Origin of the sequence: Luteolibacter sp. Populi (assembly GCF_040801775.1) — a bacterium.
Classification (GTDB): Bacteria; Verrucomicrobiota; Verrucomicrobiia; order Verrucomicrobiales; family Akkermansiaceae; genus Haloferula.
On sequence record NZ_CP161812.1, the window covers coordinates 2886355 to 2913140 of the forward strand.

Annotated in this window: 30 protein-coding genes and 1 pseudogene; 19 read left to right on the forward strand and 12 right to left on the reverse strand. The window is 64.4% G+C overall.

Annotated elements, in window-relative coordinates; all coding sequences use genetic code 11:
* Positions 1–12: 12 nt before the first annotated feature.
* The 4 genes and pseudogenes from yidC to rpmH all read right to left on the reverse strand — a co-directional run.
* A complete protein-coding gene (gene yidC / locus ABWK72_RS11570) occupies positions 13–1902 on the reverse strand; it encodes a membrane protein insertase YidC (RefSeq protein ID WP_367874947.1) in 1890 nt (629 codons plus the stop codon).
* A 30-nt stretch (positions 1903–1932) separates the two neighbouring features.
* Positions 1933–2205, reverse strand: a complete 273-nt coding sequence (gene yidD / locus ABWK72_RS11575; protein WP_367874948.1) for a membrane protein insertion efficiency factor YidD — start codon at positions 2203–2205, stop codon at positions 1933–1935.
* 198 nt (positions 2206–2403) lie between these two features.
* A complete protein-coding gene (gene rnpA, locus ABWK72_RS11580) occupies positions 2404–2757 on the reverse strand; it encodes a ribonuclease P protein component (protein ID WP_367874949.1) in 354 nt (117 codons plus the stop codon).
* 77 nt (positions 2758–2834) lie between these two features.
* Positions 2835–2966: pseudogene (gene rpmH / locus ABWK72_RS11585) on the reverse strand (50S ribosomal protein L34); the annotation flags it as partial.
* A 184-nt stretch (positions 2967–3150) separates the two neighbouring features.
* Here rpmH and ABWK72_RS11590 point away from each other — a divergent pair.
* From ABWK72_RS11590 to ABWK72_RS11600, 3 genes are all read left to right on the forward strand, one after another.
* Positions 3151–3651: a GNAT family N-acetyltransferase gene (locus tag ABWK72_RS11590; protein ID WP_367874950.1), complete on the forward strand. Its 501-nt coding sequence runs from the start codon at positions 3151–3153 to the stop codon at positions 3649–3651.
* Between the two features lie 8 nt (positions 3652–3659).
* Complete coding sequence (locus ABWK72_RS11595) at positions 3660–3914, forward strand: hypothetical protein (RefSeq protein ID WP_367874951.1); 255 nt, start codon at positions 3660–3662, stop codon at positions 3912–3914.
* Positions 3915–4284: 370 nt separating this feature from the next.
* A complete protein-coding gene (locus ABWK72_RS11600) occupies positions 4285–4968 on the forward strand; it encodes a hypothetical protein (RefSeq protein ID WP_367874952.1) in 684 nt (227 codons plus the stop codon).
* Positions 4969–4975: 7 nt separating this feature from the next.
* Here ABWK72_RS11600 and trpB read toward each other — a convergent pair whose 3' ends face one another.
* The 5 genes from trpB to ABWK72_RS11625 all read right to left on the reverse strand — a co-directional run bounded on the left by trpB (position 4976) and on the right by ABWK72_RS11625 (position 10728).
* Positions 4976–6181, reverse strand: coding sequence for a tryptophan synthase subunit beta (gene trpB, locus ABWK72_RS11605; RefSeq protein WP_367874953.1), 1206 nt, complete (start codon positions 6179–6181; stop codon positions 4976–4978).
* A 195-nt stretch (positions 6182–6376) separates the two neighbouring features.
* Positions 6377–8416 (reverse strand): glycoside hydrolase family 172 protein, encoded by a 2040-nt coding sequence (locus tag ABWK72_RS11610; protein ID WP_367874954.1) that lies wholly within the window; start codon positions 8414–8416, stop codon positions 6377–6379.
* Positions 8417–8837: 421 nt separating this feature from the next.
* Positions 8838–9491 (reverse strand): dethiobiotin synthase, encoded by a 654-nt coding sequence (bioD, locus tag ABWK72_RS11615; protein ID WP_367874955.1) that lies wholly within the window; start codon positions 9489–9491, stop codon positions 8838–8840.
* Positions 9492–9598: 107 nt separating this feature from the next.
* Positions 9599–10441, reverse strand: coding sequence for a diadenylate cyclase CdaA (gene cdaA, locus ABWK72_RS11620; protein WP_367874956.1), 843 nt, complete (start codon positions 10439–10441; stop codon positions 9599–9601).
* 71 nt (positions 10442–10512) lie between these two features.
* Positions 10513–10728 carry a hypothetical protein gene (locus tag ABWK72_RS11625; RefSeq protein ID WP_367874957.1) on the reverse strand — a complete coding sequence of 72 codons (216 nt, stop codon included), beginning with the start codon at positions 10726–10728 and terminating at the stop codon, positions 10513–10515.
* Between the two features lie 124 nt (positions 10729–10852).
* On the opposite strand from ABWK72_RS11625, the gene ABWK72_RS11630 reads away from it, so the two are divergent.
* A complete protein-coding gene (locus tag ABWK72_RS11630) occupies positions 10853–11593 on the forward strand; it encodes a hypothetical protein (RefSeq protein WP_367874958.1) in 741 nt (246 codons plus the stop codon).
* A 15-nt stretch (positions 11594–11608) separates the two neighbouring features.
* On the opposite strand, the gene folP (ABWK72_RS11635) is transcribed toward ABWK72_RS11630, so the two are convergent.
* Positions 11609–12448 carry a dihydropteroate synthase gene (gene folP / locus ABWK72_RS11635; protein WP_367874959.1) on the reverse strand — a complete coding sequence of 280 codons (840 nt, stop codon included), beginning with the start codon at positions 12446–12448 and terminating at the stop codon, positions 11609–11611.
* A 236-nt stretch (positions 12449–12684) separates the two neighbouring features.
* Here folP (ABWK72_RS11635) and ABWK72_RS11640 point away from each other — a divergent pair, with 236 nt between their 5' ends.
* The 5 genes from ABWK72_RS11640 to ABWK72_RS11660 are packed head-to-tail and all read left to right on the forward strand — an operon-like array spanning position 12685 to position 15937.
* A complete protein-coding gene (locus ABWK72_RS11640) occupies positions 12685–13275 on the forward strand; it encodes a hypothetical protein (RefSeq protein ID WP_367874960.1) in 591 nt (196 codons plus the stop codon).
* A 7-nt stretch (positions 13276–13282) separates the two neighbouring features.
* Positions 13283–14575: a hypothetical protein gene (locus ABWK72_RS11645; RefSeq protein ID WP_367874961.1), complete on the forward strand. Its 1293-nt coding sequence runs from the start codon at positions 13283–13285 to the stop codon at positions 14573–14575.
* Between the two features lie 3 nt (positions 14576–14578).
* On the forward strand, positions 14579–15067 hold the full coding sequence (locus ABWK72_RS11650) for a hypothetical protein (protein ID WP_367874962.1): 489 nt from the start codon (positions 14579–14581) through the stop codon (positions 15065–15067).
* Positions 15068–15071: 4 nt separating this feature from the next.
* A complete protein-coding gene (locus ABWK72_RS11655) occupies positions 15072–15665 on the forward strand; it encodes a MarC family protein (RefSeq protein WP_367874963.1) in 594 nt (197 codons plus the stop codon).
* Positions 15662–15937, forward strand: coding sequence for an acylphosphatase (locus tag ABWK72_RS11660; RefSeq protein WP_367874964.1), 276 nt, complete (start codon positions 15662–15664; stop codon positions 15935–15937). Before ABWK72_RS11655 ends, ABWK72_RS11660 begins: the two co-directional genes overlap by 4 nt.
* Before the next feature lie 9 nt (positions 15938–15946).
* Here ABWK72_RS11660 and ABWK72_RS11665 read toward each other — a convergent pair whose 3' ends face one another.
* Positions 15947–16576 (reverse strand): hypothetical protein, encoded by a 630-nt coding sequence (locus tag ABWK72_RS11665; RefSeq protein ID WP_367874965.1) that lies wholly within the window; start codon positions 16574–16576, stop codon positions 15947–15949.
* A 109-nt stretch (positions 16577–16685) separates the two neighbouring features.
* Between ABWK72_RS11665 and ABWK72_RS11670 the strand changes: the two genes are divergently transcribed.
* The 10 genes from ABWK72_RS11670 to ABWK72_RS11715 all read left to right on the forward strand — a co-directional run bounded on the left by ABWK72_RS11670 (position 16686) and on the right by ABWK72_RS11715 (position 25418).
* On the forward strand, positions 16686–17897 hold the full coding sequence (locus tag ABWK72_RS11670; protein WP_367874966.1) for a hypothetical protein: 1212 nt from the start codon (positions 16686–16688) through the stop codon (positions 17895–17897).
* Between the two features lie 210 nt (positions 17898–18107).
* Positions 18108–18647, forward strand: a complete 540-nt coding sequence (locus tag ABWK72_RS11675; RefSeq protein ID WP_367874967.1) for a Rossmann fold nucleotide-binding protein — start codon at positions 18108–18110, stop codon at positions 18645–18647.
* A gap of 110 nt (positions 18648–18757) precedes the next feature.
* The gene (locus ABWK72_RS11680) at positions 18758–19000 is read left to right on the forward strand and encodes a hypothetical protein (RefSeq protein ID WP_367874968.1); all 243 of its coding nucleotides are present in this window, start codon (positions 18758–18760) and stop codon (positions 18998–19000) included.
* 42 nt (positions 19001–19042) lie between these two features.
* The gene (gene creB, locus ABWK72_RS11685; RefSeq protein ID WP_367874969.1) at positions 19043–19738 is read left to right on the forward strand and encodes a two-component system response regulator CreB; all 696 of its coding nucleotides are present in this window, start codon (positions 19043–19045) and stop codon (positions 19736–19738) included.
* A 115-nt stretch (positions 19739–19853) separates the two neighbouring features.
* Positions 19854–21290: a two-component system sensor histidine kinase CreC gene (gene creC / locus ABWK72_RS11690; RefSeq protein WP_367874970.1), complete on the forward strand. Its 1437-nt coding sequence runs from the start codon at positions 19854–19856 to the stop codon at positions 21288–21290.
* A gap of 74 nt (positions 21291–21364) precedes the next feature.
* A complete protein-coding gene (locus ABWK72_RS11695) occupies positions 21365–22129 on the forward strand; it encodes a hypothetical protein (protein WP_367874971.1) in 765 nt (254 codons plus the stop codon).
* Positions 22126–22866 carry a hypothetical protein gene (locus ABWK72_RS11700; RefSeq protein WP_367874972.1) on the forward strand — a complete coding sequence of 247 codons (741 nt, stop codon included), beginning with the start codon at positions 22126–22128 and terminating at the stop codon, positions 22864–22866. Before ABWK72_RS11695 ends, ABWK72_RS11700 begins: the two co-directional genes overlap by 4 nt.
* The gene (locus ABWK72_RS11705; RefSeq protein ID WP_367874973.1) at positions 22863–22997 is read left to right on the forward strand and encodes a hypothetical protein; all 135 of its coding nucleotides are present in this window, start codon (positions 22863–22865) and stop codon (positions 22995–22997) included. Before ABWK72_RS11700 ends, ABWK72_RS11705 begins: the two co-directional genes overlap by 4 nt.
* Before the next feature lie 139 nt (positions 22998–23136).
* Positions 23137–24684: a xylulokinase gene (locus ABWK72_RS11710; RefSeq protein ID WP_367874974.1), complete on the forward strand. Its 1548-nt coding sequence runs from the start codon at positions 23137–23139 to the stop codon at positions 24682–24684.
* A gap of 38 nt (positions 24685–24722) precedes the next feature.
* A complete protein-coding gene (locus ABWK72_RS11715) occupies positions 24723–25418 on the forward strand; it encodes a hypothetical protein (RefSeq protein ID WP_367874975.1) in 696 nt (231 codons plus the stop codon).
* Between the two features lie 411 nt (positions 25419–25829).
* On the opposite strand, the gene folP (ABWK72_RS11720) is transcribed toward ABWK72_RS11715, so the two are convergent.
* Positions 25830–26690 (reverse strand): dihydropteroate synthase, encoded by an 861-nt coding sequence (gene folP, locus ABWK72_RS11720; RefSeq protein WP_367874976.1) that lies wholly within the window; start codon positions 26688–26690, stop codon positions 25830–25832.
* Between the last annotated feature and the right edge of the window lie 96 nt (positions 26691–26786).

A 26786-nucleotide genomic window follows, 5' to 3' on the forward strand; every position in this document is an offset into this window, starting at 1 on the left:
TTGGCCGGCTGCTCAGCCCCCCGTGCGCGGCGGACGCTTCTTGCCCGGGCCCGCATCCTCGTCCGGACTCACCACCCTGCCGTTCGCCTGCCGCATCTTCTGCTGGCGCTGCGCTTCTTCCGCCCGCGCCGCGAGCCGCTCCATCATGCTCATCTTGCCACCGTCGCCGGCCTTCGCCTTCAGCTCCGGTTCCGGCATGCGGTTGCTCAGCCAGGTTTGCCCGATCGAGAACAGGTTCGAGGTCGTCCAGTAGAGCGCCAGCGCCGAGGCGAAGTTGTAGCAGACGAACAGGAACATGAAGGGCATCAGCTTGATGATCATCATCTGGGTCTTGTCCCCGCCGGTATTCGGCATCATCGCCATCTGCCCGAAGCTCGTCAGCGCCATCAGGATCGGCAGCGGATTGATCGGCAGCCCGAAGAGGTGCCCGACCGTGTCCGGCTGCGAAAGGTCCGTCACCCACCAGAAGAATCCCTGGCCCCGCATTTCCACCGCGTGCAGCAGCATCGAGTAGAAGCCGAAGAAAATCGGAAGCTGGGCGAACATCGGCAGGCAGCCGCCCACGGGATTGATGCCGTACTTGCGGTACATGCCCATCATCTCCTGGTTCATCTTCTGCGGATCGTCCGGGTACTTCTCCTTCAGCTTCTCCATCTCCGGCTTGAGCTTGGCCATCCGCTTCATGGTCCGGTTCGAGCGGTTGTAGAGCGGCCAGATCGCCGTCCGCAGCAGGATCGTTAGCACCACCACCGCGAGGCCCCACGACCACTTGCTGGAGACCTTTTCCACGCCCGCGTGGACCCAGTAGAGGGACCAGTTCATGAAGCGGCTGAAGGGGCTGAAGAAACCGTAGTTCATCAGCGCGCCCCAATCGCTGCCCCATGCGCTCTCCATCTTGCGGAGGATGCGGTTCTGCTTTGGCCCGGTGAAAACCTCGTAGCTGATCGTCCGCTGCTCCTTGGGCGCGAGTGTTACCCTCGGCAATTGCAGCCCCGCGCGGAGCGCCTTCACCTTGATCGGGTCGCTGCCGAGCGACTCGTCGCGGAGCGTGCTCCAGATCAGGCTCTCCACCGGTTCCACCGGCTTCAGCACGCTGGCGAAGAACTGGTTCGAAACCCCGGCATACACACCCTTCTCCAGTGGCAGCGTGATCTGCGTGCGGGCCTTCTTCATCCCGAACCACGCCTTCGCAAACTCGGTATTCGAATGGAAGCCGAAGTCCCCGTTGTTGTTGACCACGAATCCGGTCTGGTTGCCTTGTTCAACGTGGTCGAGCGGCGTGGAAACGCCCAGGAAGACGCTGTAATTCTCCAGGTTCACCGCGTTCTCGCCCGGATTCTCGATCTGCAATTTGAAATCGAGCATGTAGGGATCGCCCTCATTTCCGGTCGAGCGCAACCGCCAGGTCTTCTGGGCCCACAGCCCGGAAGCGAGCTTGCCGCGGAAGACCACCGATTTCCCGGGCTCCGAAGCCTCGGTCACGAAGGCGTAGGGCTCCGATCCGACCTTGTCGATTCCTTCGGACAGCGCCCCCACCGGGTGCGAACCGTGGCGGTTCAAGCGCACCGGCCCCTCGATCCCCGGGCTCTGGTTCTTGATCTCGGCATACTTCAGGCCACCGCCGATGTTCGTGAAAACGAAGATCGCTTCGGAAGTCTCGAGGGTTGCGAGCGTCTCGACGTCCTGCACCGGTGGTGGCATCTCGACCAGCTCCGCCAGCTTTTCAGCCTCCGGAGTTTTCGGTGCCTCGGCCTTCTTCTTGGCCTCTTCCGCCGCGATCAGCTCGGCCCGCTCTTTCTTGTCCTGTTCGACCAGGACGCGGGTCTTCTGCTGGTAGTAAAGGTTGACCGCGAGCAGCACGCTGCAGGCGACTACCACGATCCAAGTCTTACGGTCGTACATTGGGAATTGAGGAAAATGAAAAGTCCCGCGTCAGGCTTCCGGCCCGGCGGGATGGTCGGGGGCGGCACCCGGTTTCGGTGGCACGGGGTCATAACCGTAGCGCCCCCACGGATGACAGCGGAAAATCCGGCGAATCCCCAGCCAGGACCCGCGCAGCGAGCCGTGCGTCTCCACCGCCTGCAGGAAATAGTTCGAGCAGGTCGGCTGAAAGCGGCAGCCGGAGTTCGGCCCGCCCAGCAGCTTGAGCACGGGATTCAGGAACTTCTGATAGAAGCGGATGCCGATTCTGATGAAGAACTTCACGGAAGGGCAGGGCGGGACTGAGAAAAAGTGCCAAGTAAAAAGGTCCAAGTGCCAAAGGAAAGCGGCCCTGGAGGTCCGCGGAGTTCTGAAGCGAAGGAAATAGCATCGCGAGCCGATTTCGCAGTGAGAATTTCAAGTCGGCTTCCCACTCGCCAAGCTCCGCCCCGGTCTTGCTCCGGGATTGGCACTTGGAACTTCTTACTTGGAACTTAAAAGCCCGAGCCGTTTCACCTGCTTCAGCCAATCCGCTTCCAGCTCCGCGAAACTCGCCCCTGCAGAACCGGGGCGGGGAATCGCGATCAGGTAGCGCTTCGGGTCGGCCAGCAGGTGGGCGTGACGTTGGACGAGGGCGCGCAGGCGGCGCCGCAGCAGGTTCCGGTCGTGCGCCTTGCCCATCTTGCGGGTCGTGATGAAGCCGACCTTCAGGTGCGGCAGCGCGGGATCGGCCAGGGTGCTGACAACAACAAGACGGCCGGCTTTCGCCTGACCGTCTGTGCGCACGCGGAGGAAATCCGCGCGATTCGACATGCTCTGCTTCCGCGGGAGGCGCATGGGCCGGGCGCGGGGCGCAGGCAGGATCACACCCCGTGCTGAGTGGTGTGGCGCTCGTAGTGGAGCTCGGCACCCTTCGGAATCAGGCGCTTGCGGCCCTTCTGGCGGCGGCGCTTGATGATGTCGCGGCCGGCCTTGGTCGCCATGCGGGCGCGGAAACCGTGCTGGCGCTTGCGGGTGCGCTTGGATGGCTGAAAGGTGCGTTTCATGACGTTTCGGGAAAAAGGCGTTAAGGCTGCCCGCGGCGGAACCCTTGTTCCTGCCCGGCGGGGCGCGCACTCTAGGGGTCGGGATCCCCTTGTCAATCCGCCAAATTCCTCATGCGACGGAATTTTTTCAAAGATACCCGGGAAAATTCGTGCCGCTCCCCGCCCGGCGTGCCACGGTCCCCACGTGAGCCAAGGTTCTCCCGCGAGCACAGTCGCCGTCGCCAACCAGCCCAAGGTTGAAGCCGCGACCATCGAGGATTTGCCCGGTCTGACCGATCTCGTCATGGAACTCATGGCGCTTTCCGACGACTTCACCCCGGACCACGACGCTCAGGAGCGCGGTCTCGCCCTGATCCTGGAGCAGCCCAGCCGCGGCCGGATCTTCGTGGTGCGGAATGATACCCGCATCATCGGCATGGTGAACCTGCTCTTCACGATTTCCACTGCCATGGGCGGCTTCGTCGTCCTGATGGAAGACGTGATCGTCCACCCGTCCCACCGCGGCCAAGGCTACGGCACCATGCTGCTCGACAAAGTGATCGAGTTCGCCAGGCAGAAGGACTTCAAGCGCATCACCCTGCTGACCGACAAGATCAGCGCGGAATCGCAGAATTTCTTCAAGAAGAACGGCTTCGAATACTCGCACATGATCCCCATGCGGCGGATCATCGGCGGGGATACCTGACTGCTGCCATGCTCCACGGAGCACTCAATCCCGCGGACGGCCTCGCCATGTCGATGGTGGTGATCCTGCTGATCAGCTTCAGCGTCGTGGCCCTGCTGCTGCTCATGATCAAGCGCAGCGGCAAGCGCGCGGAGACGGAGGTGGACAAGCTCTTGGAAGAGCTCCGCCGCGAGGAGCAGGAGAAGAAGCACCCCGCCCCGCCCTCCGGCAGCGGCGAATCCCGCGAGCCATGGGAGCGCGAGGACGACTGGTGGAAGAAGTAGCGGCAAAAGGCAGGGACCGCTCTCCGAACGGTCCGGCTGATGGCGGCCCTGTTGATTCATCGGTTGCGTCCATCTCCGCGGATACTCTCCCAGCCGGACCGCTCGGAGAGCGATCCCTGCCTGACCCGCCTCCCCCCCGGCAGCTACTTCGCCAAAAGAGGATCGCCCCGCTGTCCTTTGGCTGGCATGGGGTGTCTGCATGCTTGCCTGCGATCCCCTCCTCCGTTCGGCGGTTTTCGGCAGAGTCCTGCTTTCGGTCTGTCACTTGGATGAGCGTGGCCTGCACGTGAGCGAGACCGGCATTGCCGCCAAGGATCTTGGATCGGGATCCTCTTATGCCCTTTTCCTGCCTCCAGCGCGCTTGCTCGTAATGATCTCCCCCCGCCAAGATCGCGTGTTTGCCAGGGATCTCGCCGCGGATCGCGAAGCATGGAGCCGGGACTTTACAGAGTTGAGCCTTGCCCGCGGCCTTTGGGCCAGCCAGTGGGATTCCGGTAGCATCGTCTCGCTGGGTCACGAGTCCGGCACCTTGCATCTCGACCCGGCCACCGGCGAAACGATCAAGGCGGAGAGCAGGTATGCGCGCCACGCCGGCAGTACGAGCTACGCCGGAACACGCTCGGCGTGCCGCATCACCGACTTGATGGAAGGAATCGAAAACTGCGAGATTTCCGGCCCATTCATGGATTGGCCAATCGCGTGGAATGGCCGGGTGGGCGCGATCATGTTCCACTCCGAGGGTCGGCCACGAAACCGGGCCAGCAAGCACCGCTGCAATCGGGACTTCGCCCTTTACGATGCCTTGGGGGTCGAGCAGTTCTCACTCGCGGAGGCTACCCGCGTGGGCGCGGTGCAATCCGTCTGCCGCGATGACGAACGGGGCGACTTCAAGCTCGCTTTCCGCGAGCTTGGTACGGGCCCCATCAAGGTAGGGTATCTGGGCGATCTGAAAGATTTCATGCTGCCGGGCCGCGATGTCGGCTTCGGCATCGTGTCTTCCTTCCTGAGCCCGCGCTATCTGATAACGACCGGCGAGGTTATCGATCTCGGCTGAATGGAGACTACACCCCACCCAGCAGATACCTCGCCGCCTGCTCCACGTCCTTGTCCCCGCGTCCCGAAAGGTTCGCGATCACGATGCAGTCCTTCGGCAGGCTGCCCGCGATCTTCGAGACGTAGGCCATCGCGTGCGCACTCTCCAGCGCCGGCAGAATCCCTTCCGTGTGCGCCAGCTCCTTGAAGGCTGCCAGCGCCTCGTCGTCCGTGGCGTAGGTGTATTCCACCCGCCCGATGTCCTGCAGATAGGCGTGCTCCGGCCCCACCGCCGCGTAGTCGAGGCCCGCGGAAACCGAATGCGTCAGCTCGATCTGCCCGTCCTCGTTCGCCAGCAACCAAGTCTTCGTGCCCTGCAGCACGCCGAGCTTGCCGCCTTGGAAGCGCGCCGCGTGCTTCTCCGGGAGAATCCCGAGACCACCCGCTTCCACGCCCACCATCCGCACGTCCTCGTCCTGCAAGAACGGGTGGAACAGGCCGATCGCATTCGATCCGCCGCCGACGCAGGCCACCAGCAGGTCCGGCAAACGGCCCTCTTTCTTCAAAATCTGCTCCCGCGCCTCCAGGCCGATCACCCGGTGGAAATCCCGCACCATCATCGGGAAGGGGTGCGAGCCGAGCGCGGAGCCCAGGATGTAGTGGGTATGATCCACCGTCGCCACCCAGTCCCGCATCGCCTCGTTCACCGCTTCCTTGAGCGTCGCCTGGCCCGCCGTGACCGGCCGCACTTCCGCGCCCATCAGGCGCATCCGCGCGACGTTCAGCGCCTGCCGCTCCATGTCGACCGCGCCCATGTAGACCACGCAATCCATGCCGAAGCGCGCGCAGACGGTGGCGGTCGCCACCCCGTGCTGGCCGGCCCCGGTTTCCGCAATGATCCGCTTCTTGCCGAGCCGCTTCGCCAGCAGGATCTGGCCGATCGCGTTGTTGATCTTGTGCGCGCCGGTGTGCAGCAGGTCCTCGCGCTTCAGGTAGATTTTCGCCCCGCCCAGCTTCTCGGTCCAGCGCTCCGCGAAATACAGCGGCGTCGGCCGGCCCACGTAGTTGTGGAGGAGATCGTCGAGTTCGGCTTGGAAGGCCGGATCCTTGCGCGCCGCGGCGTAGGCGGCGGATAGCTCCTGCAGCGGGGCCATCAGGGTTTCCGGCACGAACATCCCGCCGAATTTGCCGAAATGTCCGGTCGCGTCCGGAAGAGGAGTCGTCAGAGCTGCCATGGCGGCGGGAAGGAAACACAGCCGGGCCGCGATGACAGCCGAAAAATCCGCGGGCAGCCATGCGACTGCTTCGGAGAGAAGGCATTAACCGCGAAAAACGCGAAAAGAGCGCGAAATCTGAACAGCCGAAAACAAAGAATCAAAATCTCCTGCCTTTTAAATTTCGCGCTCCTTTCGCGTTTTTCGCGGTTAAACTCACGGCTCCCCCACCTTCAAGTAGTCGATCCCCAGGTAATACCTTGGTCCGGTCGTAGCAGGATTCGTCGCTGCCACCTCGATCCGCACCTCGAAGTGCCCATCCACCGGTGAAAAATTCCCCAAGATGAATTCCCCGGAGGGCACCACGCTCGGCGAGTAGCCGTCGAACTTCTCCATCACCGCCTTCCCGTTCACGCGGAAGGAGAGGGTGGCAAAGTCGACCGCCTTGGTCGCAGCCATCACCAGCTTCTTGGGCGAGCCATCCGGCGCGGGAATCTTCAGCGTGATGAAGTCACCTTCCTTGCCGCCCCTCACCAGCAATTGCGCGCCCCGGCTCCACTTGCCGATGCCATAGCCCCGCATGTCCTGCGTCTCGTGAACCAAGCCGGGACTCTTCTCCACCACCTCCGACTGCTCCGCATCGAGGACACCGGGAAAAGCAGCCGGCGGCTTGCGGGCATCTTCAAGAGTGGGAATGGCCGCCACCGCATGATCCGGCTCGGGCTTCCGGTTCGAGCGGATCCCCGGCATGCCATACCAGTAAGTCGTCGCTGCATAGATCATCCGCGTCGGAGCCCAGGAGATCAGTTCGATCTCGAAATTCAGCGACTTCTGGAAAGGGATGCCATCGAGATTCCGGGTCCGCGTCAGGACGTTGTGCCCTTGGGTTTGCTGCTGATCCACCCGCGTCTGGTTGGCGAAGGGTGTCTGCATGATCCCGCGCGGCGCGAAGGAGTAGTTGTAGTAGTCCTCCGTGCCAGTCCCGAGGTGGGAAGGCACCGCCTCGCCATCCACCCGGATCTTCTCGTCGCCCTCGCCATACCAAGTGGCGATCTCGTTGTAGAGGGAGAGCGTGTCGCCCATGTAAACCCCGCGACCCTTCAGATCCACGAAGTTCCAGTCCCGCGCCGGCGGTGTCGTCAACTCCGCTTCGTAGTGCCACGCGCTGTGGAAATGCATGCTGCGCCCGTCCCATTTCCAAGGGGCCGTATCGCAACGCAGCTTGCACCCGATCGGCTGGCCGCCCGCGTTGAGCAAGGTGACCCGGGCCGATTTCTCATAAGGCATCACCCAGCGGCAGCTCATGCTGCCATCCGTCCCCACCGTCCGATACCAGCTATCCAGCTTGTTCAGACCGGCACCGCTGCCGAAGAAATCTCCCGCCGGACACCACACCGTTTCCGTCCCGTCGAATTGCATCCGCACGATCAGCGACCGCAGTGCGCCCGCATCTTGTGGCTCCAAGCGCAGCTCCATCTGGCGCAGCGCGGCGGGTCCCGGCGGAAGGTCGAGCGATGCCTCTTTCCCCCCGGCAATCGTCGTTTCCAGGCTCAGCGGCGAAGTTCCCGCCTGCGATGGCGGCGCGATCAGCGCCTCACCGGTCCGGGCGATCCGCGGGCGGGCCCCTTCCAGTGCATCCTTCGTGAAAGTGGTGACCTTGGTCCCCGGCGTGTATTTCCGGTAGTTGATGATGTAGTAGCGCGGGCCGCCGCCCTTCTCCTCCCAAGTCACCTTGCAGTGTTTCGCGTAGGGGATGGGCAGCATCAGCGTGTTGCCGCCATTGCCCGTCGCGGTGTAGCCCGGGTGCGGGATCGCCAGCGCCTCGCCCAGCTTCAAGCCCCCGGCCAGAAGATCGTAAGCCGGGAAGGACAGGGTCGGCTCCGGGCTGCCGTCCAGATAGATGCGCAGGGTGCCCAGTTTGTTCTGCACCGTCGTCAGCCAGAAGCGGACCAGGCTTCCCGGACCCTCCGCGTCCATCATCACCTTCTCGGTCCTTCCGCCGTTGTTCTCCGTCCGGATGAAATTCGTATGGTCGTCATTCGCGAACCATCCCGGCTGATCGGGAGCCACCGTCCGGCGGTCATGGCTGCTGGCCTGCAGGCAGGTGAAGGAATCCTCCGGCCAGCGGGCGGGTGCCGCGTAGTCGGTCATCTCCTGGAGCAAGGAGTCCAGGCTGACCGGCGAGTCCTGAGCCATCACGCCGCCCACCGGGGTCAGAGCCAGCACCAGCGAAAGAGGAGAAAGAAAAAGCTTCATGGTGAAACAACGAAGCCGATGATTCACCCCCCTCACTCAACCCGGCAAGCCGCCCGTCACGATCCGCGCACGAAGCTGTGCTTACAGGGTAGCCGGGCGGGCGGCCGATCGCGTGGCTAATAGCCCGTTCTTCGTCCCAACGGGACGGCTTATAATAGCCCGGCACGCAGTGCCGGGAAAAGCCCGCCACCGCCTCGCGTCCCACAGGGACGCCTCATGCGGGGAAGGTGTTGAGTATCGGCTGAGCTACGACAATCGTGAGGTGGCGGTTCACATTCGACGGGAGCGCTTGCCCGCGGAGAACACGTCATCCGCATGAGGTGTCCCTGTAGGACACAATCGCCTTGGCATGCTAACCTGGCACTGCGTGCCAGGCTTTTATGAGCCGTCCCCGTGGGACGAAGAGGAGAAGCTGCCCTCCTCACCTCCCCAAAAACGGCTCCACCTCCAGGAAATCCTGCCCGTGGATGATCTCCGCCAGGATCGGCACGCCCGTCAGTTGCTCGATCATCCCCTTGTTGGTGATCGCCGCCGTATCCAGTTCATCCGCCAAGTGGTTGATCACCAGCCCGGCGATTTCCAGACCGCGCGCCCGGATCGCATCGACCGTCAGGATCGTGTGGTTCAGCGCACCGAGCCGGTTTCCCACCACCACGATCACCGGCAGGCCAATATCCACGGCCAAGTCGGCCATGTCGTAGCCCTCCGCCAGCGGCACCCGCCAGCCGCCCGCACCTTCCACGATTACCGTGGGATGCATCGCCGAAAAACGCCGGAATGCCTCTAGCAGATAGGCCGGATCCACCGGCCGGTTCTCCAGCATACCGGCCACCAGTGGGGCCACGGCGGCCTTCAGCCAGATGGGGTTGACGTCCTCCACCGCCAGCCCGCCGGACGCCGTGGCCAGGTGCACGGCATCGTCCCGGTCCCCGCAGCACACCGGCTTGAAGCCCGCCGCCGCCACGCCTTCCGCCCGCAGGGCTTCCAGCAGCAGGCAACTGAAGCGCGTCTTGCCGACGCCCGTGTCCGTTCCGGTGACGAAGTAACTCACGCCGCAGCCGTGCCGGGCCGCCACCCCGGGGTCAAGGCCGATCCTGCTACTGATTCTCCTCCCTCACCTCCCAGGCCTTCGGCGGGCGGTTGTTCGGATCGTAGTATTGTCCCTGCCCGACCAGGTAATCCCTAATCAGAAACCATATCGCGATCGCGAGAAGCAGCGACACGATCTTTGGGATCATGTTCTTTCGGAGTCCCTTTTTCATCCTTGTGGTCGTTGGCGAGGAAGATCTGGGCCATCCGCGCGCGGAACTTCTCCTCGCCCAGATTCCGCTCCAGCACTCCCTCCAGGCAAATCGAAATCGCCCCCGTCTCCTCGCTCACGATGACCGCCACGCAGTCGGTCTCCTCGGTCACGCCGATCGCGGCGCGGTGGCGCAGGCCGATCGAGCGGTCGCTGAGCTCCTTCTGGCTCACGGGGAACACGCAGGCCGCGGTGGACATCTTCTTGTTCGAGATGACCATCCCGCCGTCGTGGAGCGGGGTCTTGGGGAAGAAGACCGTCATCGCCAGCTCGGAGGAATAGTCCGCATTCAGGACCACGCCGGTCTCCTCGTAAGGCTTGAGGGTGATGTCGCGCTCGATCGCGAACAGCGCGCCGATGCGCTTCTTCGCGAGCGCCACCACCGAGTCCTCGAAGACCTCCAGGAAGTCGAGCTGGCTCTTGTTGGAGAAGGAGAAGAGGCGGCTGCTGCCGAGCTTGGCCAGGGCATTGCGCAGTTCCGGCTGGAAGATGATCGGCAGTGAAATCACCAGCAACACCGCCGCCTGCCGGACCAGCCACGAGATCACCTGGAAGTCGAAGCGGCTCAGGAGCAGGGTGATCGTGATCAGGATCACCACCAGCCCCACCAGGATCCGCGCCCCGCGGGTCGCCCGGAAGGCCCGGTAGACCTGATAGATGGCGATGGCGAGGATCAGGATCTCGATCCCGTCCTTCCAATGATCTGTAAACCAATCCCACGCCATTGCGCCACGGATACTAGCCCCGCTACCAGCAAGCTGTCATTCCCTTTCCACCCGCAGGCGAAATTCCTTCCTCAATAGCAGTAATACGGGCTGTAGTAAGGCCGGTAGTGATGGTGATTATTGTGGCCGATCGCGTAGCCGGCGATCCCCGCGGCGGCGATTCCAAGCGCGGCGGCTCCCGGATCCACCGTCTGCATCGGACGCCCGTAGGCATCGTAAGTGGTCATGCAGGAGGTTCCGGCCAGGGCAATGGCCACGGCCGCGATTTTGAGGGCGAGCGCTTTCATGGTTTCTTCTTATCACGCGCTAGGACGCGGGGGAATCCGGAATATTCATTCGGAGGCGGTTGGAAGAGCATCCGGACCACATCATTTTGACAAGAAGGGGAATCCGGTGCCTTTCGGCGTGCAGGTGAACGATCCGAACAAGCCGCGGGAATCCGGTGGACCAGAGAGCGGGGATGTGGGAGGATCCCGGCATGCCGGAAGTTCCGAAATTCCCCTACGACAACCCGCCCGCGACAGCGGCAGAGGTGAAGCGGCAGGTGGAGTCTCACAATCCCTCGCGGCCTTCTCCGGAGAAGATCCTGCACGACCTTGGGTTAGGGACGAGCGCTCCTCCTTCGCTGACATCGATCGGGAAGAAGCTGAACTCGCAAGCTGGGCCTCCGGCAACGACGCGGAATTAGGCTCGGATGCCATCAGGGCCATCGCCGCGCAGGCTGTCTCAACGGCCCAAGGGAATGAACACGATCTGTTCTTCACACCGGTTCATGCCTTTCGTTTTACCAACGGCGACAAATACGGACTACCCTACCGGACCCCGCGGGAATACCTCCGGCGCTGGGACAAATCCAACAAGCTGTTCCCGCAGGCGGCGGTGGAGTTCGTGGGATTCTACCGGAAGCCGAACGGCAACGGGGTGATCGTCACGCGGCAGCCATTCATCAGGGGCCGGAGAGGCAGCGAAAAGGAGATCGCGGCAGCCTTGGCGGAGAAGGGGTTCGTGCCGAATGGAAAGTGGTCCTACCGCAGCCCCGGGACTGGACTGGAGATATACGACGCCCACGGGGGTAACGTGCTGTTCGACAAAGCCGGGAAGATCATACCAATCGACGTCTGGGTGAACGACCCCGGCAACGTGCTGGGATGAGGCCGCTGCGCGGACCTACACCCCGTGCAAAATCGCCTCGGTCATGCGCAGTGCTTCGGCATTCGGCCTTACTTCGTGGACGCGGTGAATCATCGCCCCGGCTTCCCGGGTCCAGGCCGTGATCGCCACCGTCGGCCAGGCCCGGTCCGCCAGATCGGCGCTGCCGAGCACCTTTCCGATGAAGGACTTCCGGGACACCCCCAGCAGCAAGGGCCGGCCTCCCGTTTGCAGTTCCGCCAGCGAGCGAAGCAGCTCCAGATTGTGCTCCAGCTTTTTCCCGAAGCCGATCCCGGGGTCGAAGCAGATCGTCTCCGCCGCCACCCCCAGGCCCACCAGCGTGGCCAGGCGTTCCTCGAAGAAGGCCCGCACCTCCGCGACCACATCGTCGTAGTGCGGGGCCGCCTGCATCGTCCGCGGGTCGCCCTGCATGTGCATCACCACCACCCCGCAGCCGCGGGCCGCGCACAGGGCGGCCATCGCCGGGTCGGCCCGCAGGCCGCTCACGTCGTTGACCACCTCCGCCCCGGCATCGAGGGCCGCGGCGGCGACCGCAGCCTTCGAGGTATCGATCGAGATGCAGCCGTTCCACTCCGCCCGCAGCGCGGCGATCACCGCTGCGGTGCGGGCGATCTCTTCCGCCACTCCCACCTCCGCCGCGCCGGGCCTCGTCGATTCGCCGCCGACGTCGATAATCGCCGCGCCTTCCGCGATCATCCGTCGGGCATGCTCCAGCGCGGCGGTAGTCCCCGCGTGATCACCGCCATCCGAGAAAGAGTCCGGGGTCACGTTGAGGATGCCCATGATCATCCCGCGACGGGACAGGTCGATGCGCGAGCGCGAGGTTTTCCACCACATTCCGGGCGGGACTTGGCGGTTTTCCGCGGCCTTCGCCAAGCGGGAATCCCGGGTGGAGGTGCAGAAAGTCCAGAAAGTCCAGGAAGGGTTGTTGGACTTTCCGGACCTGACGGGGAACTAGTCCAGTAAGTCCAGTATGTATATAATACTGGACTTTCTGGACCTCCCTGGATTCCCCGGGCACCCTCCAAATTGCCCACTTGCCGTGCCCGGGGCTCTTGAATAGTGTCCGCTTCATGCACTTCAAAACCCTGCTCGCAACCGTGCTCCTGCTGATCGGGATCGCCGCCGCCGGGGTGCCCGGCCTGGAGGTCAAGGGCCCCTACTCCAGTATCAAGCGCAACAAGGACGGCTCCTACGAGGAATTCTCCCGCCCGCCGGACGAGCGCACCATCACCAAGAAGCTCAAGAGCGCGAACCACACGCTGCTCACCACCACGATCTACCGCCTGACCAAGGAGGGTAACCCGCTCACCTGCGACATCTTCGACGGCAAGGGCACGCGCCTCTTCAAGTCCCGCTACGGCTACGACAAGCGCACCGGCCTGACCTACGGCAAGCTGCTGGAAGAGCAGATGTTCGATGCCCGCGTGACCCGCAAGAAGCCCGGCACGGATGAGGAGATGCCGATCCGCCGCTTCATCTACACTTACGACGCCCGCGGCAACCGCAACGCGCCCATTGCCATCAACCTGATCCCCGGCAAGACGGCGGAAGAGGTCTTCGGTGCCGGTCCGTCCGGCCTGCAGTTCGACCCCTTCGAGGGGCATCCTCTGCCCGAGAAGGGCACGGCAAACCCGAAGGGCACGCGGATCGGCGGCAAGTAATCTGCCCATGCGTCCGCAGACAATCCTGCCGTGCCTGCTGGGCGCGGCGCTCGGCGCGGCGGGATGGATGCAGGCGCTGCACTGGAAATCCGCCGCCGCCCCGGCGACGGATGAGGACGCGGCGGGCCGCATCGTCGCGCTGGAGAACGAACTCGACCTGCTCAGGCGCGAGAACGAAAGCCTGCGCTCGCTGGCGCAGGGCGGCGGGGAGGTGAAGGTCGAGCCGGAACTGGTCGCCTTCGTCGAGCAGTCGCTGGGACTGAGCTTCCGCAGCAGCCCGCAGATCCACCGCATCGCCGGAGAGGAATTGCAGGACCGGATCGCCGCCACCATCGAGTCCCGCTACGGGCCGCACGGCCTGGATTCCCGGGAGCAAGCGTGGCAGCTGATGGGCCTGCTGGCGGCGGACGACCGCTTCGCGCCGCAGATGGCGGCCACGCAGTCGATCGGAGCGCGCTCGTGGTTCGACAACCAGGGGGGCGAGGGCTGGGTGACGCACCGCTTCGATCCGCAATCGGTCCCCGACCAGGCCGCGCTGGTCAGAACGCTGGCCCGCATTCTCATTCACCAGAATCACCCGCCCGCCGCTGGTTCCGAATGGCCGGGCGATGAGGCCGCGACTTGCCGGGAGGCGATCCAGCACGGTGCCGCGATCGCGATCGAGAACCGCTTCCTGGCCCGCCAGGCGCTTGCTTCCGGCTTCACCGGAGTGAAGGACGAAAGCGGTGCCCGCGAGCTTCTCGATGCACTGTCGTCCTTCGTCCGCGGCCTTGCCACCTTTCCGTCGTCGCTGGGCTTGGCGCGTGCGGGCCGCCTGATGGATCAAGAGGAAATCCTGTCCGGCCTCTACAGCCCGCCCGCGATCACCGCGAATTTCTTCGATGGCTTCGATGACCTGAAAGCGAATCCGCCGACCTTGCCCGCCGCCTCGGACGAGTTCCTGCTGGAGGAATCCGCCGGCATGCTCGGCCTGAATCTCTGGCTCCAGCCGCTGGGCGAGGAAGCCATCCCGCTCGCCGATGCCTGGCGCGGCGACCGCTACCGGCTCTTCGCGACCAGCGACAACGACGTGCACCTGGTCTGGGACATCCGCTTCGACTCCGCGGCTTCCGCGGATGCCTTCGTGAAGACGGCGCTGACCGCGGTGGCGGCCATGGCCGGCGCGGAGACCGATCCGGCGGTCGGCACGATCCTGACAACTCCGGAGGACCGCTTCGTCGGCATCCAGCGCAGCGCACCGGAGGTTGTGCGCTTCATCAATGCCGCCACGCAGGAGGGCGCGGCGTCACTCGCTCCTTGAGCCGTGAATCCCGACCCTCCTCCTTTACCTCCGGGCTACGGCGAACCGATCGAGATGCCGCCCTTGCCACCTGGCTATGGGGAGCGCGAGCCGGAGCCAACTCCGCCGCGGCGGCGCAGGTGGCGGGTGCGGATCGGGCTGTGGTCGGCCTTCATCCTTGCCGGCGGTCTCGCGCTCTATCTCGGGCCGCTCAGCATCGTGGTTTTTTTCGCCGATGACCGCGGGATGGTGCCGCTGGAATTCGCCGCCACCCTCCGCCGCGGCGAGGCGGAGAAGATGGTGGTGGTCGAGGAGGGCCGGGTCAGACTCCTGCGCTTCCGCTGGAAGGAGATCGAGATCACCGACCTGAGCTACCTAAGCGAAGTGCTGCCCTTGGAACGCGATGGCCAGGTGTTCAGGATCGAGCGCAATACCTCCCGCAAGCTGAAGGACGCGGCGCGGGGTTCTCCCTCGATCCCGCAGCGCGGTGATCCCGATCCGCGGAACGACTGAACGCATGAACCTTCTCGCTCTCGCCGTGACCCTGTTTCTCGTGCTCGATCCTTTCGGGAACGCGGCAATCTTCCATTCCGTCCTGGCGAAGATCCCGGAGGAGCGGCGCTCGAAGATCCTGATCCGGGAACTGCTAATCGCGCTATTCATCCTGCTGGGCTTCCTGTTCGCGGGGAAATACCTGCTTGCCTTCCTCGGCGTCCGCCCGGCGACGCTGAGCATCTCGGGCGGCATCCTGCTGTTCCTGATCGCGCTGGGGATGGTGTTTCCAACGCGGTCGATGATGGGGGAAACCGGGGACGAGGAACCCTTCATCGTGCCGCTGGCGGTGCCCTTGATCGCCGGGCCATCGAGCATCGCGCTGATCCTGCTGACCGCCACCAAGTATCCGCAGGAGATTCCGATGATCGCGGTGGCGGTGGGCGCGGCGTGGCTGGTCTCCGCGGTGATCCTCTACTTCTCGCCGCACCTGCTGCACTTTCTGGGAACCAAGGGCACCCGCGCGCTGGAACGGCTGATGGGTCTGCTGCTGATTCTCGTGGCGGTCCAGATGTTCCTTGATGGGGTCGCCACCTACAGCGCATCCTCCGCCCTGTGATTGCCCGACGCGTGATTTTCGAAGGCCGCGTGCAGGGCGTGGGATTCCGCTATACCACCAAGGATCTCGCCAAGGGTTTCGAGGTCTGCGGCACCGTGAAGAATCTGGTCGACGGCAACGTCGAGCTGGAGGTGATGGGCGAGCGCGAGGAGGTCGAGGCCTTCCTCAAGGAGATCGCCGAGGAGTCCCCGTTGGCCCACAATATCAAGGGCATGCACGTGAAGAACATCCCACCGCTGGAAGGGGTGAAGGGGTTTACGATCGAGCGCTGAACGCGCGAATCACTCTTCCGCGTCGAAGTCGGAGGCATGCGTCTTCCACCACTTGAGAAGGACTTGGAGTTCCTTCTTCTGCTGCTCCGCCGCCGCGGTCCATGGAAAGCGGTGACCGGGAAAATCGGCCCGCGACGCCAGGCGGACGCGGAGAAGGGCCACTCTGGGCAATGCTTTGGCCGGGTCGCCGGCGTCCTTGGAAAGACTCGCGAAAAGTCCTTCCAGGGCCTCCTTCTCCGATCCGGGCCTCCGCCTCACCTGCGCCTGCGCGTCGAGATTCTTGGCCGCGTAGAGCAGCGCCCACGTTTCATTGGCGGACTGTTTCACTACCCCGGCGGTCATTGCGGCGTAGAAGCGTGTCACGACATCATCCGGGATCCCGCTGGACTCCCAAAAGGAACCGATCTGCCGGGTCACGTCTCCAGAGGAGTCCAGATTGAAATGAGCTAGAAAGATGAAACGCCATCCCTCTTCTCCTGCTGCTACCAGACCGTAATAGGCGTCGTATTGCGCTGAGGAGGGATTCGCGCCGCGTGGCCCTGAGACCAGCTTGGTGTAGCGATCTCCAAGCCCTTGTGGCTGATCCTCTCCGAATGCCGTGGCAGAAGAGAGCAGCAAGACAAGCAAAGCCGTTTTCATAAATGATCTTCGGTCGCCCATGATCCCTCATCCGCGGAGAAAAGCGAGCGCTGCTTGGTAGCGTGCGGCATCCATGAAAGGAACCGCGCCGCTTCCGCGAACCTGATGGATGCGTGTCCGGATCCTCCTTGCTGTCTTAGCTCTCCTCGGCCCGGTCCAAGCCCGCGACTACCGTTTCGACGGCGAGATGTCGGAGGAGGTGCTGCGCAGCTACCTCTCGCGCTCAATGACGCTGATGTATCTGCTGACCGGCGGCGGGGATCTGGATGACAATATCCGGATGATGAAGGAGACCGGCGTGAAGTTCGCGGGCCGGGCGGTCCACAACTGGGGCCGCGAGCAGGGCGGGGAGTCGGCCTTGCCGAAACGGCTTGAAGAAGCGCGGGCGAAGGCCGCGAAGATCCATGCCGCGGACCCGGAGATCATTCTCCAAGCCTGCATCTTCGAGATCGTTTCAGACGAGATCAACAAGCTGGCGGTGCCGGCCTGGGCCTTCGAGGCGCTGGGGATGCCGGTGGAGACACGGAACTTCCGCCTCGACGACATCAAGTATGTGAGCGGCAAGGGCATCGACCAATGGGGCAAGGCGACCTGCATCCCGGATGTCAGCCGGCCGGAGACCAAGCTGTGGTTCCACTATCTGGCGGCTTCCTACATCGATATCGGCTGCGAGGCGATTCACTTCGGCCAGACGGAGATCATGAACAGCAACGACCCCGGCAACGGCCATTGGTCCGAGGTGCTGGAGCGCACCCGCGCCCATGCCAAGCAGAAGGCGCGGCGGCATTTCGTGCTTCTCGATTCGCACGTGCCGAACGGCGGCCTGGTCCGGGAGGGCAAGCTACTGTTCGACTTCCACTCCTTTCCGCTGCGGGTTGAGGAGGTCCCGGAGAAGCCGCGGGAGGGGCGGTTGCGGATCGGTTACAAGGATGCGATCTACGGCAGGAGCAAGGGCGGCGTCACGCCGTCCGGTTGGAAGTGCGAACACTTGCCCTACCTCGTCGAACTCGACAACTACGGGCGCAGTAAGAAGCCGGGCGAGGCGGGAATGGGGGTGCACTGGGTCTGGGGTTGGGACGAGATCACCTGGTTCTCCCAGCAGCCCGCGGCCTATCGGAACGAGTGGCTGGGCTATGCCTGGAAATGGGTGCGGGAGAATGATTCCGCCGGATATCTCCAGATGCCCGGGATGCGCTGCCTGGCGGGAGCGGCGGACAAGAAGAATTGGTATTGGGTGAACCGGCCTTCGCCCGCGACTCCGGGGGGATCGGGACAAGAAGACGCGATCCGGGAGATCTGGGAGAAGGACACGGGGAAGTAGCGGTCGGCAGGCAGGGACCTTTCTCCGAAAGGTCCGGCAGGGGATGGCCGGGAATCTCGCAACGATGCCGCTTTACGAGGAGCGACGCCACCCGCCGGACCGCCCGGAGAGCGGTCCCTGCCATTTCCACGGCGGCATCCACGCGTAGCGGTCGGAAATGGAACGATCGTGCCATAGGCAGCAGGGCCGGGATTGTTAGGCTCACCGCGCATGCCTGCCGATCCCGCCTCCAATTTTCCCTCCCGCCGTCCCCAAGTCTGTATCCTCGGTAGTGCCGAGCCGGGCTCACCCGCGTACTTCCTGGCCGCGGCTGCCGGTGCGCTGCTTGCGGCGCGCGGTATCACGGTGGTGAGCGGTTGCGGAAGCCCTGCCACCCGGGTGGCTGCGGAGAGCGCCTTGGCGGCCGGCGGCACCGTGGTGAGCATCATCCCTTCCGACGATATCAAGACGGAGAACTGGCCCTGCACCGTGCTCATTCCCTGTGGCATGGGCGATGCGCGCAACCTGCTGATGGCCCTGGCGGGCGACGCCTGCATTGTCATCGGCGGTCGTGCCGGCACGATCTCGGAGGTCTGTCTCGCATGGCTGCATCACCGGCCCCTGCTTCCTCTGACCGGCTGCGGCGGGTGGTCGGATCAACTCGAGCGGAACCCTCCGGATGAACGCGGCAATTCGCCGATTCTTCCCTGGGGATCCGTAGAGGAATTGGAGGCGCAACTGGAAGTTCTGGGTCTTGTCGGGAGCTGTTAGCCGGATCGGGCGGGTGGGATCTTCCCCAGCCGGGCCACCGCGCCCTGCTCCCAATCGCGAATTCACGCAACCTTCATGCTCCTTGCATGGGGATGGTATTGATTCCGAACGTGTCACGCGCCCTTTTCCGGATTCTGGCCTCGCCGCTGTGCCTCGCCTGTGTCTGCGGGCTCGGTTATTGGCATGGGTCGGTCGCGCCACAGCCCGATGGCAGCCAGGGCGCGGGTGCCGGCTTCGGCTGGATGGTGGTCCATGTCGCGGCCCCGGTGGCGGCCATCGTGTTCACGGTTCGGATCGTGGCGGCGGACCGGTTGGCAAAACTCCGCTCGCGCCCCGCCTTCATTCTCCTCTAACGTTGCTCCCCTGCCCCGGTTTTCTCCTCTACCATCGCACCCATGAACGTCCTGCTCGTCGAAGACGAACCCGCCATTGCCGATACCTTGGTCTACGCCCTGAAGACCGAATGTTTCGATGTCCACCATGCCCTGACCGGGCAGGAGGCGCTCGATGCCTTCGCCTCCACCCGCTTCGACTTCGCGATCCTGGACATCGGTTTGCCGGACATGACCGGCTTGGACGTGTGCCGCAAGATGCGCGAAACCTCGAGCGTGCCGATCCTCTTCCTGACCGCGCGCAGCGGCGAGGTGGACCGCATCCTGGGGCTCGAACTCGGCGGGGACGACTACGTGACCAAGCCTTTCAGCCCGCGCGAGATCGTGGCCCGCATCCGCGCGATCCTGCGCCGCTCCGGCACTACCGGCCCGGCTCCGGCCAATGGCGCGGCGGCTTCCGTCGAGACCGTCGGGCCGCTCCATCACGACTCCTCGGCCATGCGCATCCACTGCCACGGCCTGGAGCTCGACCTCACCGCGCATGAGTACAAGCTGCTGCTGGTCTTCCTCAAGAATCCGCGCCGCGTGCTCACCCGCGACCAGCTCCTCGACCACGCCTGGGCCGATCCGGGGGCGGTCACCGACCGCACCATCGATGCCCACATCAAGTCGATCCGCGCCAAGCTCCGCACTGCCAAGGCCGGCGCGGAAGACCACATCCAGACCCGCCGCGGGCTCGGCTACCTCTTCGTGCCGTGAAGTGCGAAGTAAGAAGTTCCAAGTGCCAATGAAAGGCCCTACGATTACGGAAACGCTGCCTTAGTTCAGGCTGTTCCTCGAAACTTGGAACTTCTTACTTGGACCTTCCTTCCCCATGCGTCTCACCCGGGTAACCCTGCTCATTATCGCGCTGATCATCGGCGTGGGGCTGTACCTATTGCTCAGGCAGCAGCTTTCCGTGGTGGAGCCGCAGACCTACCAGGCCACCGAGGAATCGATGGTGGATGCCGCCCAGCTCCTGGCCTCCTTCATCGAGACCGATCTGGAAAAGGGCGGCTTCGACAAGGAACGCTTTGAAAAGGCCTTCGAGGGGGCCGCCAACCGCAAGTTCGAAGCCCTGATCCACGGCCACCTGAAGGATCACGTGGGGATGGGAGCCTACCTCACGAATGCGCGCGGCAAGGTGCTTTTCGATTCCGGCGGCCGTCTGGAAGGCCTGAATCTCTCCAGCGCCCGCGATGTCGCCCTGACCCTGCGCGGAGCCTACGGTGCCCGTAGTAGCCGGACGGACCGGGAGAACCCGCACTCCTCCGTGCTGCATGTGGGCGCGCTGGTCGGGCCGAAGGAATCGCCCTTCGGCGTGCTCACCGTTTACAAGCCGCAGGGCGACGTGCTGCCGATCGTCGATGCCCGCCGCCGCAGCATCTACTGGGGCACCGGCCTGATCGGCGCGGGCATCCTCTTCCTGGTGACCGCGGTCTTCATCTGGCAGTATCTTCCCATCGGCCGCCTGACCGAGTATGCGCGCGAGATCGAGTCCGGCAAACGCCCGCCGCTGCCGAAGCTGGGCGCGGGCAAGGAAGTGAACACGCTGGCCCGCGCGCTGGAATCGATGCGCGAGGCGCTCGAGGGCCGCCGCTACGCGGAGCGCTACGTGCAGACCCTGACCCACGAGATGAAGAGCCCGCTGGCCGCGATCCGCGGTGCCGCGGAACTCCTCGGCGAGGAAATGCCCGTCGCCGATCGCCAGCGCTTCCTCGGTAATATCCGCGCCGAGTCCGGCCGGGCCGAGCGGCTGATGAACCGCTTGCTGGAACTTTCCGCCCTCGAGGGCCGCAGCAGCCTGGACGTGACCGAAGTGATCGACCTGAGCCCGATCGTCGCCCGCGCCATCGAGCAAGGCTATCCGCCCGCCGAACTCGCCGATGTCTACCTCGATGTGGTGATCCCGGCAGAACCGGTTCCGGTGCGGGGTGAAGCCTTCATCCTGCGCTCGGCGGTTACCAACTTGTTAGAAAACGCCATCGACTTCTCGCCCGCGGGCGGACGCATCGAAGTGGCATTGCGCCGCGAGAACGGCACGGCCTTCATCGAGATTTCCGACAGCGGCCCCGGCATTCCCGACTACGCGACCGACCGCGTGTTCGATCGCTTCTACTCCCTGCGCCATCATTCCTCCGGCCGCAAGGGGACCGGCCTCGGCCTCACGCTGGTGAAGGAGACCGCCGAACTTCACGGCGGCTGGGTAACCTTGGAGCGCAGGGAAGAAGGCGGCACGCTGGCGCGGATGGCCCTGCCCGTTCACATCTAAGCTTCACCAAGTCAGGCCGGTCTTTTCATGACCGGTTCATCACCGGTTCACCAAGTGCTGCTTTTCTCGCAGCAGTGATTCGCCGCCTGCTGCAACCGACCGCCGACCTGCTCGATGATCCCTCGCCGGGGAACATCGCGCGCACCGCCGGACTCGCCGCCGTGGCACTCGCCGCCTACGGCTTCACCACCGGCTTTTGGCGCTCGCCGGTGATGGGTTGCTACGTCGCTCTGAAGATGCCGCTGCTGGTCGCCTGCACCCTCGGCTGCAATGGAATCCTCAACGGCCTGTTAGGCTTGTTGCTCGGCGGGATCAGCTTCCGTCAATCGCTGCTCGCCTTGCTCAGCGCCTTTGCCTCCACCGCCCTGATCCTCGGCTCGCTGGCACCGGTGACCCTGATGCTCGCGCTGAACGCTCCGCCGCCGGACTCGCCCGACGCGCGGTCCGCACACGCCGGCTATCTGCTCTTCCACGTCCTGCTGATCGCCATCGCAGGAATCGCCGGCACCCTCTCGCTCCACCGCATCCTCCTGCAGCGCTGCAATTCGCCGGCGATCGCCATGGCCACGATGATCGCGTGGCTGGCGGGGAACGGATTCCTGGGCGCGCAATTCTCCTGGATCCTGCGACCCTTCTTCGGCACGCCGACCATCGAGGTCGCCTTCCTGCGCGATCACCCGATGCGCGGCAGCTTCTACGAATCCGTCTGGAGCCGGCTCAACTCGATCACCGGCGGCAATGCCACGCTCGCCACCTTCTCGCTCATCCTCGGGCTCGCGGTGATCGCGCTGCCCGTCCTCCGCACCCTCTACCCACGACCCCGAACCGTACCAACATGAATACCGACATCCCGCAACCACCGCCCTTCTTCCCCGAAGCACCCGGCCCGCGCCCGCCCGCCGCGCTTCCCGAGAAGCTCGATATCCGTGCCATCCTGGAAGCGCTGCTGCGCAATCCGAAGGAGCTCATCCTGCGTCTCGCCGACCCGGGCCAAGGGACGCTCGGCCGCTTCATCGGCATCGCCGTAGTCTCGATGCTGGTCTTCGGCACCGTGCTCGGCAGCTTCGCCATGCATGAGCAATTGTGGGCGGCACCGCTGAAGATCACCGTGGGCCTCCTGATCGCCGGGCTGATCTGTTTCCCCAGTTTCTACATCTTCGCCTCGCTCGCCGGATCCCGCGGCAGTGCCACGCAGCTCGCGGGCATCCTGGCGGGGATGCTGGCCCTGGCCGGACTGCTCCTGTTAGGCTTCGCCCCCGCGGTGTGGATCTTCACCCAGGCCACCAATGCCTTCGGCTTCATGGGCGCGCTGGCCTTGATTCCCTGGTTCGTGGCACTCGCCTTCGGCATCCGCTTCCTCCTGACCGCCGTCGGCCTCACCGGGGCCACATCCAAGGGTCCGGTCCTCCTGTGGAGCTGCATCTTCCTGATGGTGACCTTGCAAATGACCACCTCCCTCCGCCCGATCCTGGGCCGCTCGGACCGCTTCCTGACCGACGAGAAGAAGTTCTTCGTCCAATACTGGTACGAGACCGCCGGTACATCGCTCAAAACCTCCGACCAGCCCGCACGATGAAAGCCCGCCCTCCTAAAAGACCTCCGCCCTCCCCTGCCCTCTCCGGCAAGAAGCCTCCGCGCAAGAAGCCGATGGTCACGGTGAAGCAAGACACGCTCTTCGAATCGCTACGCCAGGAACTTGGCCTCTAACATTGCTGACGACGCACCGCAGCGGAGGCGGAGACGGGGCCAAGCGGTCCTTGGAAAACTTCGCCACATTGGGACGATTGCGCCATCATGCCATTTTTCCTTCTGGTCTCCGGCCCCTTGCCTCTAGTTTCTCAGTCCCATGTTCCTCGGCCTCGATTCCTCGACGCAGTCCCTCTCCGCCCTCGTCATCGATCCTGCAAGCGGCAGCATCGTCCGCGAGGTCTCGGTGAATTTCGGCGCGTCGCTGCCGAGCTACCAATCGCCCAGCGGCTTCATCCCCGGCGGCAAGAACGGCGAGGTCCACGCCGATCCACGCATGTGGCTCGATGCACTCGACATGGCGCTCGGCAAGCTCGCCGAGGACTTCGACCTCTCGACCATCGAGGCCGTCGCCTGCTCCGGCCAGCAGCACGGCTCGGTCTATCTGGACCACAGCTTCGCCCAACGCCTCGCCACCCTCGATCCCGTCCAACCGCTTGCCGACCAGCTCTCCGCCGCCCTCACCCGCGCCACCGCGCCGATCTGGATGGATACCTCCACTGGCGTGGAGTGTGCGGAAATCGCTGCGGCAGCGGGCGGGAATGCCGAAGTTTGCCGGCTCTCCGGATCAGTCGCCATCGAGCGCTTCACCGGCCCGCAGATCCGCCGCTTCTACAAGCAGGATCCGGCGGCCTACGAGCGCACCGCGGTGATTCACCTGGTCAGCTCCTTCATCGGCTCGGTGCTCGCCGGCAAGAACATCGCCATCGACCACGGGGACGGCGCGGGCATGAACCTGCTCAACCTGCAGAACCTCGATTGGGATGAAAGCCTGCTCGATGCCACCGCCCCCAACCTCCGCGCAAAACTCCCCGCCGCAGCGGCCTCCCCCTCGATTGCCGGGCCCATCTCTTCCTATTTCACGACCAAGTACGGGATCTCCAGTAGCTGCCAGGTGGTCCTTTCCACCGGCGACAATCCTTCTTCCCTCGTCGGCATGGGCGCGACCTCGCCAGGCACCATGGTGATCTCGCTCGGCACTTCGGACACCTTCTTCGCCGCGATGGAAAATCCGGTGACCGATCCCCAGGGCTTCGGCCACGTCTTCGGGAATCCCGCCGGTGGCTTCATGTCGCTGATCTGCTTCCGCAATGGCTCGCTCGCCCGCGAAGCCCTGCGCGACGCCCTCGGCCTCGATTGGTCGGCCTTCGACCGCCAAGGCCTGGCCGCCACCACGCCCGGCAGCGAGGGCAACCTGATGCTCCCTTTCTTCGGACCCGAGATCACCCCGCGCCGCGACTTCGATGGACCGGTGCGCAAGGGCAGCGCGGAGTTCGAGGCCGCAGGGAATCCCCCTCTCCAAGTGCGGGCCCTGCTCGAAGGCCAATTCCTCAACATGCGTCTGCACAGCCAGTGGATCGGGGAGAAGGCCACGCTGATCCGACTGACCGGCGGGGCTTCGCAAAACGACGGCATCGCCCAACTGGTCGCCGATATCTTCCAAGCCCCGGTCGAGCGCTTCGCAATCGCCAATGGCGCGGGCCTCGGGGCCGCCCTCCGCGCCGCCCATGCGCTCGGCCATGACCTCACCACGCTGCAAGCCGCCTTCTGCAAGCCCGCCGCCGGCTCGCGCCTTGAGCCCGATCCCGCCACCGCAGCCATCTACGACCGCGCGCTCGGGGACTACAAGGCCCTGCTTTCGGCATAGACGGACGACGATTCCACGCGGAAGATTGCCGCGTGAAGATGCCTGCCACCACCGCCCTCTGCATTGCTTTCGCCATCGCCGGCTTCTTCGGCGGCAAGTTGTCCAGCAAGGGCGAACCGGATAGCTCGCCCCCCGGAGGTAACAGAGGTTTCGAGATATCCTCGAAATCACCCCGCCCGGATGACGAAGGCTCGAATTCGGGGTCCCCGGCGAAAACCCACCGTCCGACCGTCGCCTCCGCCGGGCCCACCTCGCTTTCCGATTCCTTCCGTGAGTTCCTCAAGGGCTGGAACGACCCGAAGCTGACGCTTGAGGACGGCGACGAGCGCGAGGTGCTCACCGGCGACCTGAACAAGCTCAACCAGTTGATCGCGTCCATCGGCCGCGCCGATGCCGCCGACCTCGCCGAGCTCAAGGAAGTCTTGAAAACCGGCGAGGAAACTCCGGAAGAAACCGAGATGCTCGTCGCGCTCCTGCAACTGCCCCTCCTGGGCAGGGAGGTCGAATTGCGAGGCAGCGCCGCCCTCGAGGACATGGTCGAAAAGAACAAGGAGGAAGAGGACGAGATCTTCTCCGACGCCATGCCGATGATGCTCTACACCCTCGCCAAGCAGAACCCCGCCGAGGCCGAGGCCTGGCTCAAGACCTTCTCCGCCCGCCCGGACGCCGATGACTTCACCCTCGACGTGGACGAACTGAAGGCCGTGATCGAAAAGAGTAAAAAGGCTCCCTGAGCCCGCACGCATTCACCGGCCAGCGCACATTGCTTTCGTGCCGGCAGCACGGACGGCTCTTCCCCTGGGAGCGCGGAGCCACCGGCCCGCAGAACGGTCCCTCGCTGCCGCGGACACGAAAGGGTAGGCAGCCAAGCGACGTCGCTCTCCGCACCGATCCCGCCATGTGCGAAGCACTTCAGGCTACTTCTGCGGGGCAGTGCCTCCGCGCTGACGCGTCAGACTGGACACGCAGCCCGCCTCTAACCCTAAACGGGAAAATAGAAAACCACGGAACACACGGAGTACACGGAAGATGAACCGCTTGCGTGGGAGTTGGAACGCATCCTTTGGGTGTGCGGCATCAACAGCTCAACTCTTTTGCTTTCCGTGTGTTCCGTGTATTCCGTGGTTCTCATTTCGGAATTCAGGCTAACCGATCGCATCCAGCACCTTCACCGCCTGCCACGCCGCCCTTACATCGTGCACGCGCAAGATCCCCGCGCCGCGCCGCACCGCCGCCGCAATGCACGCCACCGTGCCCGCATCCCGCTCCTGCGGATCGGCGATTCCCAGCACTTCCCCGATCACCGTCTTGCGGCTCACCGGCACCAGCAAGGGCCGGCCGAACCGCTGCAATCTCGCCAGCTCACGGAACACCCGCAGGTTGTCGTCCCGCTGCTTCGCGAAATCGATTCCCGGGTCTAGCACCAGCGCCTCCGCCGGCATCCCCGCTGCAAGCGCCAGCGTGATCTTCTCCTCGAAGAACACCTCCATCTCCGCCATCACATCCTCCCACTGCTGGTGAAAGTGCGGCACCTTCGGCTCGCCCACCGAGTGCATGACTAACAGCGAGGCCCCCGCTTCCGCACACAGCCGGGCATTGCGGTCATCCGGCAGCCCGCCCATGTCGTTGAGAAACTCCACGCCCAGCGGCAGGACCGCCTCCACCGTCTCCGGTCGCCACGTATTGGCCGACAAAACCGGCGGCCACACCTGCTCCGCATCCCGCGGCACCGCGCCCCCGGCCACCTCCGGCCAGCGCTCCAGGAATCCGCGGAAACGCCGCAGTTCCTCCGCAACCGGCACCGCCGCCCGGTTCGTCCGCGCGCTCTCCGCCCCCACGTCGATCACATCCGCCCCTTCCTCCACCTGACGCCTCGCCAGAGCCAAGGCCTGATCCACATCGAGGGTGCCGTCCCCCGAGAATGAATCGTCGTTCACATTCACGATCCCCATCACCAGCGGGCGACGGGGAAAAACGATCTCGCGGCCGGGCAGTTTCCACCTCACGCCCCATTCCAATCCGCCCCCGCCAATCCGCAATCCGCAAATTCCCGAGCCCCCGCGAGGGCCGCAAATTCACGCTTCGCGCGCAAACATACACAC

Excerpts from the sequence above, each read along its gene's own strand:
- yidC (WP_367874947.1), bottom strand. The coding sequence starts at position 1,902 with ATGTACGACCGTAAGACTTGGATCGTGGTAGTCGCCTGCAGCGTGCTG.
- rnpA (WP_367874949.1), bottom strand. The coding sequence starts at position 2,757 with ATGCGCCTCCCGCGGAAGCAGAGCATGTCGAATCGCGCGGATTTCCTC.
- ABWK72_RS11595 (WP_367874951.1), top strand. The coding sequence starts at position 3,660 with ATGCTCCACGGAGCACTCAATCCCGCGGACGGCCTCGCCATGTCGATG.
- ABWK72_RS11600 (WP_367874952.1), top strand. The coding sequence starts at position 4,285 with ATGATCTCCCCCCGCCAAGATCGCGTGTTTGCCAGGGATCTCGCCGCG.
- trpB (WP_367874953.1), bottom strand. The coding sequence starts at position 6,181 with ATGGCAGCTCTGACGACTCCTCTTCCGGACGCGACCGGACATTTCGGC.
- ABWK72_RS11610 (WP_367874954.1), bottom strand. The coding sequence starts at position 8,416 with ATGAAGCTTTTTCTTTCTCCTCTTTCGCTGGTGCTGGCTCTGACCCCG.
- cdaA (WP_367874956.1), bottom strand. The coding sequence starts at position 10,441 with ATGGCGTGGGATTGGTTTACAGATCATTGGAAGGACGGGATCGAGATC.
- ABWK72_RS11625 (WP_367874957.1), bottom strand. The coding sequence starts at position 10,728 with ATGAAAGCGCTCGCCCTCAAAATCGCGGCCGTGGCCATTGCCCTGGCC.
- folP (WP_367874959.1), bottom strand. The coding sequence starts at position 12,448 with ATGTGGTGGAAAACCTCGCGCTCGCGCATCGACCTGTCCCGTCGCGGG.
- ABWK72_RS11640 (WP_367874960.1), top strand. The coding sequence starts at position 12,685 with ATGCACTTCAAAACCCTGCTCGCAACCGTGCTCCTGCTGATCGGGATC.
- ABWK72_RS11645 (WP_367874961.1), top strand. The coding sequence starts at position 13,283 with ATGCGTCCGCAGACAATCCTGCCGTGCCTGCTGGGCGCGGCGCTCGGC.
- ABWK72_RS11655 (WP_367874963.1), top strand. The coding sequence starts at position 15,072 with ATGAACCTTCTCGCTCTCGCCGTGACCCTGTTTCTCGTGCTCGATCCT.
- ABWK72_RS11665 (WP_367874965.1), bottom strand. The coding sequence starts at position 16,576 with ATGAAAACGGCTTTGCTTGTCTTGCTGCTCTCTTCTGCCACGGCATTC.
- ABWK72_RS11670 (WP_367874966.1), top strand. The coding sequence starts at position 16,686 with ATGCGTGTCCGGATCCTCCTTGCTGTCTTAGCTCTCCTCGGCCCGGTC.
- ABWK72_RS11675 (WP_367874967.1), top strand. The coding sequence starts at position 18,108 with ATGCCTGCCGATCCCGCCTCCAATTTTCCCTCCCGCCGTCCCCAAGTC.
- creB (WP_367874969.1), top strand. The coding sequence starts at position 19,043 with ATGAACGTCCTGCTCGTCGAAGACGAACCCGCCATTGCCGATACCTTG.
- creC (WP_367874970.1), top strand. The coding sequence starts at position 19,854 with ATGCGTCTCACCCGGGTAACCCTGCTCATTATCGCGCTGATCATCGGC.
- ABWK72_RS11700 (WP_367874972.1), top strand. The coding sequence starts at position 22,126 with ATGAATACCGACATCCCGCAACCACCGCCCTTCTTCCCCGAAGCACCC.
- ABWK72_RS11705 (WP_367874973.1), top strand. The coding sequence starts at position 22,863 with ATGAAAGCCCGCCCTCCTAAAAGACCTCCGCCCTCCCCTGCCCTCTCC.
- ABWK72_RS11710 (WP_367874974.1), top strand. The coding sequence starts at position 23,137 with ATGTTCCTCGGCCTCGATTCCTCGACGCAGTCCCTCTCCGCCCTCGTC.
- ABWK72_RS11715 (WP_367874975.1), top strand. The coding sequence starts at position 24,723 with ATGCCTGCCACCACCGCCCTCTGCATTGCTTTCGCCATCGCCGGCTTC.